The 9,566-nt window shown below is 59.4% G+C and carries 9 protein-coding genes; 6 read left to right on the top strand and 3 right to left on the bottom strand.

Translation table 11 applies throughout. From position 1 onward, the window contains the following. Window positions 1-236: 236 nt before the first annotated feature. On the bottom strand, window positions 237-836 hold the full coding sequence (locus PMI37_RS25250) for an FMN-dependent NADH-azoreductase (RefSeq protein ID WP_008086431.1): 600 nt from the start codon (window positions 834-836) through the stop codon (window positions 237-239). 230 nt (window positions 837-1,066) lie between these two features. After that, window positions 1,067-1,381, bottom strand: a complete 315-nt coding sequence (locus PMI37_RS25245; protein ID WP_008086430.1) for a hypothetical protein — start codon at window positions 1,379-1,381, stop codon at window positions 1,067-1,069. 49 nt (window positions 1,382-1,430) lie between these two features. Between PMI37_RS25245 and PMI37_RS25240 the strand changes: the two genes are divergently transcribed. The 5 genes from PMI37_RS25240 to aqpZ all read left to right on the top strand — a co-directional run bounded on the left by PMI37_RS25240 (window position 1,431) and on the right by aqpZ (window position 6,584). Next, entirely contained in the window at window positions 1,431-2,354 is a 924-nt protein-coding gene (locus tag PMI37_RS25240) for a LysR family transcriptional regulator (RefSeq protein ID WP_008086429.1), read from the top strand. Between the two features lie 14 nt (window positions 2,355-2,368). Next, entirely contained in the window at window positions 2,369-3,172 is an 804-nt protein-coding gene (locus PMI37_RS25235; RefSeq protein ID WP_008086428.1) for an alpha/beta fold hydrolase, read from the top strand. A gap of 3 nt (window positions 3,173-3,175) precedes the next feature. Next, complete coding sequence (locus tag PMI37_RS25230; RefSeq protein WP_008086426.1) at window positions 3,176-3,739, top strand: peptidylprolyl isomerase A; 564 nt, start codon at window positions 3,176-3,178, stop codon at window positions 3,737-3,739. Between the two features lie 88 nt (window positions 3,740-3,827). After that, window positions 3,828-5,660: an ABC transporter ATP-binding protein gene (locus tag PMI37_RS25225; RefSeq protein WP_008086424.1), complete on the top strand. Its 1,833-nt coding sequence runs from the start codon at window positions 3,828-3,830 to the stop codon at window positions 5,658-5,660. Window positions 5,661-5,888: 228 nt separating this feature from the next. Beyond that, window positions 5,889-6,584, top strand: coding sequence for an aquaporin Z (gene aqpZ / locus PMI37_RS25220; RefSeq protein ID WP_008086422.1), 696 nt, complete (start codon window positions 5,889-5,891; stop codon window positions 6,582-6,584). Window positions 6,585-6,693: 109 nt separating this feature from the next. On the opposite strand, the gene PMI37_RS25215 is transcribed toward aqpZ, so the two are convergent. Beyond that, on the bottom strand, window positions 6,694-7,818 hold the full coding sequence (locus PMI37_RS25215) for a GNAT family N-acetyltransferase (RefSeq protein WP_008086420.1): 1,125 nt from the start codon (window positions 7,816-7,818) through the stop codon (window positions 6,694-6,696). Window positions 7,819-8,101: 283 nt separating this feature from the next. On the opposite strand from PMI37_RS25215, the gene PMI37_RS25210 reads away from it, so the two are divergent. Then, a complete protein-coding gene (locus PMI37_RS25210) occupies window positions 8,102-9,424 on the top strand; it encodes a putative porin (protein ID WP_008086417.1) in 1,323 nt (440 codons plus the stop codon). Window positions 9,425-9,566: the final 142 nt, after the last annotated feature.

Raw genomic sequence — 9,566 nt, 5'->3', positions numbered from 1 at the left:
TGCGATCTTTTGATGTTGATTTAAAAAAAAACAAGATCAAAAGATCGCAGCCTGCGGCAGCTCCTACAGGGGATCGGTGAGTTACGGGCAAAAAAAAGCCCGATCTCGCTAATGCGTTCAATCGGGCTACAGCACTCAGGAGCAACAAGTGCAAAGGGAGGTTCGATGCGCGTAGAGCCTTGAAGGGGTTGCGCCAGGTCACTTAAACAATCGGCGATTATCTGGCGATTAACATATCAAGCGACCTGGGACAGCTTGGCGTTGGCCTGATTGAGGCCCTTCTCCTGGAAGTCGCCACCGAGGTTCATGCCTTCGGCGTGAATGAACGTCACGTCGTTGATACCGATGAAGCCCATGACCTGACGCAGGTACGGTTCTTGATGATCGGCTGGGCCGCCAGCGTAGATGCCGCCGCGAGCCGTCAGTACGTAGGCACGTTTGCCGCTGAGCAGGCCTTGCGGGCCGGTTTCGGTGTACTTGAAGGTCACGCCGGCACGCAGTACGTGGTCGAGCCAGGCCTTGAGGGTGCTGGGGATGGCGAAGTTGTACATCGGCGCGGCCATCACCAGTACGTCGGCGGCGAGCAGTTCATCAGTCAGTGCGTTGGAGCGGTCCAGCGACGCTTGTTCGCTGTCGTTGCGCTGATCGGCAGGTTTCATCCAGCCGCCCAGCAGGTTGCTGTCCAGGTGTGGCACCGGATTCACGGCGAGGTCACGCACGGTGATCTGATCGGCCGGGTGCGCCGCTTTCCACTGACTGATGAAGGTCTGGGTCAGTTGACGGGATACCGAGTCTTGCTGGCGGGCACTGCTTTCGATGATCAGAACGCGGGACATGGTGTGTAGCCTCCATCCGAGAATGTTGTAAGTCGATGGAGTGGAGGTTAAACAGAGTTGAATCGATGAAAAAGCGCAAATAATTGCTATAACACATCGATAAATTCGTTTATAAGCTGACGCATACCCCTGTAGGCCTTCGCCTGCTCGCGATAGCGGTGTGTCAGATACATCAATGTTGGCTGACACACCGCTATCGCGAGCAGGCGAAGGCCTACAAGGGACCGGGGTTATTTCGGGGTGCAGGTCAGTTTGATGCGCAGCTTGATGATCTCGCGGGTGAACTTGGCCGTGGCGTTTTTGTGTTTGCCGGCGGCCACTTCGATGTTGCGGGTGCGCGGCGCCTCGGGACCATTGCTGAAAACGGCCTTGCACACTGCATCGACATCACCGTAGTTGGCCACCCGGATGGAGCCGATGTCGTTATCCGTGTCGAAGGTTTCGTAGTCGATCTTGAGACCGTTGAGATCCTTCTGCACATCGATCGGGTACGCAAAAGCAGTCAACGGCAGCAGCGCCAGCACCACACAACAGAATTTTTTCATTCGGCAGTCTCCATGAGGGACGGCCAGCTTAGGACAAGAGGAGCTATTGATGAAAGCGCCCCGCGTGACCCTGGATCAATGGCGAACATTGCAGGCGGTGGTCGACCATGGTGGGTTTGCCCAGGCCGCCGAGGCCCTGCACCGTTCGCAATCGTCGGTGAGCTACACCGTCGCGCGCATGCAGGACCAGCTCGGCGTGCCGCTGTTGCGCATCGACGGGCGTAAAGCCGTGCTCACTGAAGCCGGCGGTGTGCTGCTGCGCCGCTCGCGGCAATTGGTGAAACAGGCCAGTCAGTTGGAGGACCTTGCTCATCACATGGAGCAAGGCTGGGAAGCTGAAGTGCGGCTGGTGGTCGATGCCGCCTACCCGAGCGCGCGGATCGTTCGCGCGTTGACCGCGTTCATGCCGCAGAGTCGTGGTTGCCGCGTACGTCTGCGTGAGGAAGTATTGTCCGGCGTCGAGGAAGTATTGCTCGAAGGCGTCGCCGATCTGGCCATCACCGGCCTGAGCATTCCCGGCCACCTCGGTGCAGAATTGAGCGACGTCGAGTTCATTGCCGTCGCCCACCCTGATCACCCGCTGCATCGGCTCAATCGCGAACTGAGCTTTCAGGATCTGGAAACCCAGATGCAAGTGGTCATCCGCGACTCCGGCCGCCAGCAACCCCGGGATGTCGGCTGGCTCGGCGCCGAACAGCGCTGGACGGTCGGCAGCCTCGCCACTGCCGCAACCTTTGTCAGCAGCGGTCTGGGTTTTGCCTGGTTGCCCCGGCACATGATCGAGCGGGAATTGAAAGATGGCTCGCTCAAGCTGCTACCGTTGGACAGGGGCGGCACTCGCAACTCCAGCTTCTACCTGTATTCGAACAAGGACAAACCCTTGGGCCCGGCCACGCAAATCCTCATCGAACTGCTCCGCACCTTCGATACGTTGCCTCTGGATGCGCCGTACGCCGCCCCCGAACAAGCCTGACACGGAGTTCACCGATGGCCTATTTCGAGCACGAAGGTTGCAACCTGCACTACGAGGAATACGGCCACGGCACGCCGTTGCTGCTGGTTCACGGGCTCGGTTCGAGCACGCTGGACTGGGAACTGCAGATTCCGGCACTGGCCGCGCATTACCGGGTGATCGTCCCGGATGTACGTGGCCACGGGCGCTCGGACAAACCCCGTGAGCGCTACAGCATCGCCGGTTTCAGCGCCGATCTGCTCGCGCTGATCGAGCATTTGAACCTCGGCCCGGTGCATTACGCCGGGCTGTCGATGGGCGGCATGATCGGCTTTCAGTTCGGCGTCGATCATCCGCAAATGCTCAAGAGCCTGACCATCGTCAACAGCGCGCCGGAAGTCAAATTGCGCAGCCGCGACGATTACTGGCAGTGGTTCAAGCGCTGGAGCCTGATGCGCGTGCTCAGTCTCGCCACGATCGGCAAGGCCCTTGGCGGAAAACTTTTCCCCAAACCCGAGCAGGCTGATTTGCGGCAGAAGATGTCCGAGCGCTGGGCAAAAAACGACAAACGTGCTTATCTCGCCAGCTTTGATGCGATTGTGGGCTGGGGCGTTCAGGAACGACTTTCCCGAGTGACCTGTCCAACCCTCATCGTCAGCGCCGACCGTGACTACACACCCGTCGCGCTGAAAGAAACCTATGTAAAACTGCTGCCCGATGCGCGGCTGGTAGTGATCGCCGATTCGCGCCACGCCACCCCGCTCGATCAACCCGAACGTTTCAATCAAACGCTGCTGGCGTTTCTCGCCACAGCCGACCTTCAATCTCAGGATCACTGACCCATGCTGAAAAAACTCGCCCTCGCCGCTGGTACCGTGCTGTTTGCCGCCAACCTGATGGCCGCGACTCCCGCCAAAGCGCCGCACGTGCTACTCGACACCACCAACGGCCAGATCGAAATCGAACTGGATCCGGTCAAGGCGCCGATCAGTACCAAAAACTTTCTCGATTACGTCAACAGCGGTTTCTACACCAATACCATTTTCCACCGCGTGATCCCGGGCTTCATGGCTCAGGGCGGCGGTTTCACCCCGCAGATGCAACAGAAAGACACCAAGGCGCCGATCAAGAACGAAGCCAGCAACGGCCTGCACAACGTTCGCGGCACCTTGTCGATGGCACGCACCTCCAACCCTGACTCGGCCACCAGCCAGTTCTTCATTAACGTGAAGGACAACGACTTCCTCGACCCGGGCCGTGACGCCGGTTACGCGGTGTTCGCCAAAGTGGTCAAGGGCATGGACGTGGTCGACATCATCGTCAACTCGCCAACCACCACCAAAAGCGGCATGCAAAACGTGCCTTCCGACCCTGTGATCATCAAGTCGGCCAAAGTCATCGACTAAGCTGTACAGGGCGAATCGAGCGGCGTGAATTCAACCTCACGCCGCTCACACCGATAAAAGGAGAGCCCGGATTCCGGGCGGTTATCTGATGCTCTATCGCCGTTTTGAACAACTGATCGACATATTCCGCGACGCCCCGACAGCATCCCCTCCCGATCGCGTCTGGCCCTTCTATACCTATTACCTCAAACAAGTCTGGCCGAGCTTTGCCGCCCTGCTCGTCGTCGGCCTGTTCGCCGCGCTGATCGAAGTGGCGCTGTTCAGTTACCTGAGCCGCATCATCGACCTGGCCCAAGGCACGCCCAACCCGAATTTTTTCCACGACCACGCCTTCGAACTGACGTGGATGGTGGTGGTGGCGCTGGTGCTGCGGCCGATTTTTTTCGGCCTGCACGACCTGCTGGTGCATCAGACCCTGAGCCCCGGCATGACCAGCATGATCCGCTGGCAGAACCACCGCTACGTGCTCAAACAGAGCCTGAATTTCTTCCAGAACGACTTCGCCGGGCGCATTGCCCAGCGCATCATGCAGACCGGCAACTCGCTGCGTGACTCGGCGGTGCAAGCGGTGGATGCGCTGTGGCACGTGGTGATCTACGCGATCAGCTCGCTGGTGCTGTTCGCCGAGGCCGACTGGCGCCTGATGATCCCGCTGCTGACGTGGATCGTCGCCTATATCGGCGCGCTCTACTACTTTGTGCCACGGGTCAAACAACGCTCGGTGGAAGCCTCCGACGCGCGCTCGAAACTGATGGGGCGCATCGTCGACGGCTACACCAACATCGCCACGCTGAAGCTGTTCGCCCACACCAATTTCGAACAGCACTACGCCAAGGAAGCCATCGAAGAGCAGACCGTCAAAGCGCAAATGGCCGGTCGTGTGGTCACCAGCATGGACGTCGCGATCACCACCATGAACGGCCTGCTGATCGTCGGCACCACCGCGTTGGCCCTGTGGTTGTGGACACAGTCGTTGATCACTGTCGGGGCGATTGCTTTGGCGACCGGCCTGGTGATTCGCATCGTCAACATGTCCGGCTGGATCATGTGGGTGGTCACTGGCATCTTCGAAAACATCGGCATGGTGCAGGACGGTTTGCAGACCATTTCGCAACCGGTCAGCGTCACCGATAAGGATCATGCCAAACCGCTGGAAGTGGCCCGTGGCGAAGTGCGTTTCGAGCACGTGGATTTTCACTACGGCAAGAAGCGCGGGATCATTGGCGACCTGAACCTGAACATCAAACCCGGGGAAAAAATCGGTTTGATCGGGCCGTCCGGCGCGGGCAAATCGACCTTGGTCAACCTGCTGCTGCGTCTGTATGACGTCGAAGGCGGGCGCATTCTGATCGACGGGCAGAACATCGCCGACGTCGGCCAGGAAAGCCTGCGCGCACGCATCGGCATGATCACTCAGGACACCTCGCTGCTGCACCGTTCGATCCGCGACAATTTGTTGTACGGCAAACCGGATGCGACCGATGCCGAACTCTGGGACGCAGTGCACAAGGCCCGCGCTGACGAGTTTATTCCGCTGCTGTCGGACGCTGAAGGCCGCACCGGTTTTGACGCGCATGTCGGTGAGCGCGGGGTGAAGTTGTCCGGTGGCCAGCGCCAGCGTATCGCCATCGCTCGGGTGCTGCTCAAGGATGCGCCGATCCTGATCATGGACGAAGCAACCTCGGCGCTGGATTCGGAAGTCGAAGCGGCGATTCAGGAAAGTCTGGAAACGCTGATGCAGGGCAAAACCGTGATCGCGATTGCCCACCGACTCTCGACGATTGCGCGGATGGACCGGCTGGTGGTGCTGGAGAACGGCAAGATCGCCGAGAGCGGCACTCACGCCGAACTGCTCGCCCATCGCGGGCTGTATGCGCGGCTGTGGGCGCATCAGACCGGTGGGTTCGTCGGGATCGATTGATCCCAAACCATAAGATCAAAAGATCGCAGCCTGCGGCAGCTCCTACATTGGAATGCGTTCCTCTGTAGGAGCTGCCGCAGGCTGCGATCTTTGCTTTTTGTCGCCGCTGGAAATCCGTTAAAACCCTGCTGTACTCAGCCAAGGTTCCGGAATGGGAGCCTGTCGTAAGTCTGCAAGGACGCACAACTCGATGCAGTCTCGATAGCAAAGCTATCAAGGACTCTTCTCATGTCTCTGTTCAAACGTTCAGTTACTGAGTTGCTGGGTACGTTCTGGTTGGTGTTGGGTGGTTGTGGCAGTGCGGTGATCGCCGCGTCTTCGCCACTGGGAATCGGGGTGCAGGGGGTGGCCCTAGCGTTTGGTCTGACGGTGTTGACCATGGCGTTCGCCATCGGCCACATCAGCGGCTGTCATCTCAACCCGGCCGTGTCGGTCGGGCTGTTTGTCGGCGGTCGGTTCCCGGCCAAGGAGTTGCCGGCCTACATCATCGCGCAAGTGCTCGGCGCGATCCTCGCGGCAGCGCTGATCGCGCACATCGCCAGCGGCAAGGAAGGTTTTGACATTGCTGCCGGCCTGGCGTCCAACGGTTACGGCGAGCACTCCCCCGGCAAATACTCGATGGCGGCGGGGTTTGTCACTGAACTGGTGATGACCGCAATGTTTGTGATCATCATCCTCGGCGCAACTGACAGACGCGCTCCGCCGGGGCTGGCGCCGATCGCTATCGGCCTGGGCCTGACCCTGATCCACCTGATCTCCATCCCCGTCACCAACACTTCGGTCAACCCGGCACGCAGCACCGGGCCAGCACTGATCGTCGGTGGCTGGGCGCTGGCGCAGTTGTGGATGTTCTGGGTCGCCCCGCTGATTGGCGCGGTGCTGGGTGGCGGCCTCTACCGCTGGCTGGGCAAAGAACAAACCTGAGCGCAACACAATTCCCGCGTAGGAGCTGCCGAAGGCTGCGATCTTTTGATCCTGGTTTTTAAAAGGCAAGATCAAAAGATCGCAGCCTTCGGCAGCTCCTACATGGGATTCAGGTTTGGCGGTAGGGCAAGGCTGTTCGGGCTTCTTCGGCGTAAGCGAGGATGCCGGCGCGCTCTTGCTGGAGGAAGTCTTTGACTGCGGCTTTCAAGCCCGGATGGCGCAGGTAATGCCACGAGTGGGTGATCACCGGTTCGAAACCACGAATCAGCTTGTGTTCACCCTGAGCGCCCGCATCGAATCGCTGATAACCCTGGGCGATCGCATACTCCATGCCCTGATAAAAACACGTCTCGAAATGCAACCGGTCAAACTCGGCCAGGCAACCCCAATATCGCCCGTAGAAACTGTCGCCGCCAACCAGGCTGAACGCCATCGCCACCGGCCGTGAACCCTGTTTGGCCAGCACCACGCGAATCGCTTCGGGCATGCGCTCGGCCAACAAACTGAAGAACTCCCGCGTCAGGTATGGCGTTTGTCGGCGCACCGCGTAAGTGTTGGCGTAACAGGCATAGACGAAATCCCACTGCGCCTCGTCCAGCTCGCGCCCCTCCAGCCACTCGAACTCGAAGCCTTGCCCCGCCACTTGCTCGCGTTCCTTGCGCATCTGCTTGCGCTTGCGCGAGCTGAGCACGTCGAGAAAATCCTGGAAGTCGCGGTAACCACGATTCTGCCAGTGGTACTGACAGCCGATGCGCTGCAGCCAGCCCGGTTGCTCGGCCATCGCCGCATCGGTGAACGGGTCGGTGAAGTTGATGTGTGCGCTGGAAAGCCCTTCGATTTCCAGATAGCCCGGCAGGCTTTTCAGCAGCTCAAAACCGTCTTCGACATTGGCTGCCAACAAACGCGGGCCGCTGACCGGACTGAACGGCACAGCGGTCAACAACTTGGGGTAGTAATCGATGCCGGCACGGGCGCAGGCGTCGGCCCAGCCGTGATCGAACACGTACTCGCCATAGGAATGCCATTTGCGATAGCTGGGCAGTGCGGCAATCAGTCGTTCGCCCTCAATGTGCAGCAAATGCTCCGGTTGCCACCCGGTGTGCGGGCCAACGCTGCCACTGTCTTCCAGCGCGCTGAGGAAGGCATGGCGCAGAAACGGCTGATTGTCCGGTACCAGTGCGTCCCATGTCGCCGGGGCGATTTCTGACAGGTTTTGCAGGCATTGCAACGGCATCGAGGAGCTCTCCACAACAGGACTTCAGCGCCCGGCGAGTATCGCTGATTGTGCGGCATTGCACACCCGCATTCGGCCGACAGCGCTCTAGATCAATAGTTCACGGCCGTTGCACATCGTCATCAAGCTGCCATCACTGTGCCACTGCGCTGTCATAAACCATCGCGATACTGGCGCCTGTTTTTAGAGCGCCGGGTTCTACCCGGCCACTGTTTTCCGACGCTAAAACCGTCGGTTGTGCCCAGGATGGTTCAGCCATCCCCTCTCATCTTCGGAGATTGCTATGCGTCTTGCTTCCACGAAAACTGCGGCGGCCCTGTGCGGTGGCCTGTTACTGGCCATGAGCGTTCCGGCCAGTGCTGCAGTCGACGCCAAACTGCTCGACATGCTCAAGGCTAACGGTTCGATTTCCCAGGCGCAGTACGTTGAACTGCAAACTGAACTGGCCAAGGATCAGAAGGCTCAGCAAATCGCGCAACAGGCGCAGCAAGAGACCAACGAACAAGTTGCAGCGGTCGCGAAGAAAAGCAACGAACAAAGTGCCTTCGACCAGAAACTGGCCTGGGCCGCCAAGACCCAGTTCAAGGGTGACGTACGTATCCGTCAGGAAACCATCAAGATCGACGGCGAACCGAACAACGGCGGCCGCGACAAGGATCGTCAGCGCATCCGTGCCCGTCTCGGCGCCTACACCGAGATCAACCCGCAAGTCGACACCGGCATCCGTATCGCCACCGGCGGCGGCGACGACGCCCGTTCGACCAACCAGGATCAGGACAACTACTTCGACAAGAAGCAGATCTGGCTCGACCTCGGCTACATCGACTACCACCCGGATCAGATCAAGAACCTGCACATTATCGGCGGCAAGATGCTGCAACCGTGGGTCAGCATGGGCGACGTCATCTGGGACAGCGACATCAACCCGGAAGGTCTGGCTGTCACCTACAAATATCCACTGGGCAGCAGCGCCGAACTGTTCGGTAGCCTGGGCAACTACAACCTCAAAGACAACGTCGACGGCGATGGCGTGCAATTCCGTCACGACCTGCGTCTGACTGCCGGCCAGTTAGGTAGCCGCTTCAATATCACTGACAATCTGAAAATGACCCTGGGCGGCAGCGTCTACGCCTACCAGAACGACGAAGACAGCCGCTGCACCGGGACTTCCACACCGTGCGCCCTGGCCGTCAACGGCAACTCGGCCAACAACGAATTCCGTCTGTATGAAGGCTTCAGCCAGCTCGACATCGGCGGCCTGCCAATGCCACTGTCGTTCTACGGTCAGTATGTGAAGAACAACGATGCGGTGACCGATCAGGACACGGCATGGTTGCTCGGTGCGAAGTCGAAAGTGTTCGGTCTGAACCTCGACTACAACTATCGTGACGTGCAGCGCAACGCCGTGGTCGGTGCCTTCACCGACTCCGACTTTGCCAACGGCACCACCGGTTCCCGTGGTCACAAGTTCAAGGTCGGTTACGACATCGACAAGAACTTTGCCATTGGCGCTACGTACTTCCTGACCAAGGCCGACTTCGCCAGCCGTACCCAGCGTGATGCTGACGCCAACACCCTGCAGCTGGACGCGGAAGCCAAGTTCTAAAACGCTTCACCCTATAGCCCGGTGCGGTCGGGACGATCCCCATCATCCGTTCGTTTCACCCGCACCGTGCTATTCCCCCGTAGGAGCTGCCGAAGGCTGCGATCTTTTGATCTTTAAAAACAAGATCAAAAGATCGCAGCCT

The sequence above is a fragment of the Pseudomonas sp. GM80 genome (genome assembly GCF_000282515.1).
Classification (GTDB): domain Bacteria; phylum Pseudomonadota; class Gammaproteobacteria; order Pseudomonadales; family Pseudomonadaceae; genus Aquipseudomonas.
The sequence above is the reverse complement of the archived record's forward strand: the minus strand, read 5'-3'. Positions and strand labels throughout refer to the sequence as shown.

Bases quoted from the DNA above. Each gene is read 5' to 3' on its own strand.
- PMI37_RS25250 (WP_008086431.1), bottom strand. From the start codon at position 836: ATGTCCCGCGTTCTGATCATCGAAAGCAGTGCCCGCCAGCAAGACTCG.
- PMI37_RS25245 (WP_008086430.1), bottom strand. From the start codon at position 1,381: ATGAAAAAATTCTGTTGTGTGGTGCTGGCGCTGCTGCCGTTGACTGCT.
- PMI37_RS25240 (WP_008086429.1), top strand. From the start codon at position 1,431: ATGAAAGCGCCCCGCGTGACCCTGGATCAATGGCGAACATTGCAGGCG.
- PMI37_RS25235 (WP_008086428.1), top strand. From the start codon at position 2,369: ATGGCCTATTTCGAGCACGAAGGTTGCAACCTGCACTACGAGGAATAC.
- PMI37_RS25230 (WP_008086426.1), top strand. From the start codon at position 3,176: ATGCTGAAAAAACTCGCCCTCGCCGCTGGTACCGTGCTGTTTGCCGCC.
- PMI37_RS25225 (WP_008086424.1), top strand. From the start codon at position 3,828: ATGCTCTATCGCCGTTTTGAACAACTGATCGACATATTCCGCGACGCC.
- aqpZ (WP_008086422.1), top strand. From the start codon at position 5,889: ATGTCTCTGTTCAAACGTTCAGTTACTGAGTTGCTGGGTACGTTCTGG.
- PMI37_RS25215 (WP_008086420.1), bottom strand. From the start codon at position 7,818: ATGCCGTTGCAATGCCTGCAAAACCTGTCAGAAATCGCCCCGGCGACA.
- PMI37_RS25210 (WP_008086417.1), top strand. From the start codon at position 8,102: ATGCGTCTTGCTTCCACGAAAACTGCGGCGGCCCTGTGCGGTGGCCTG.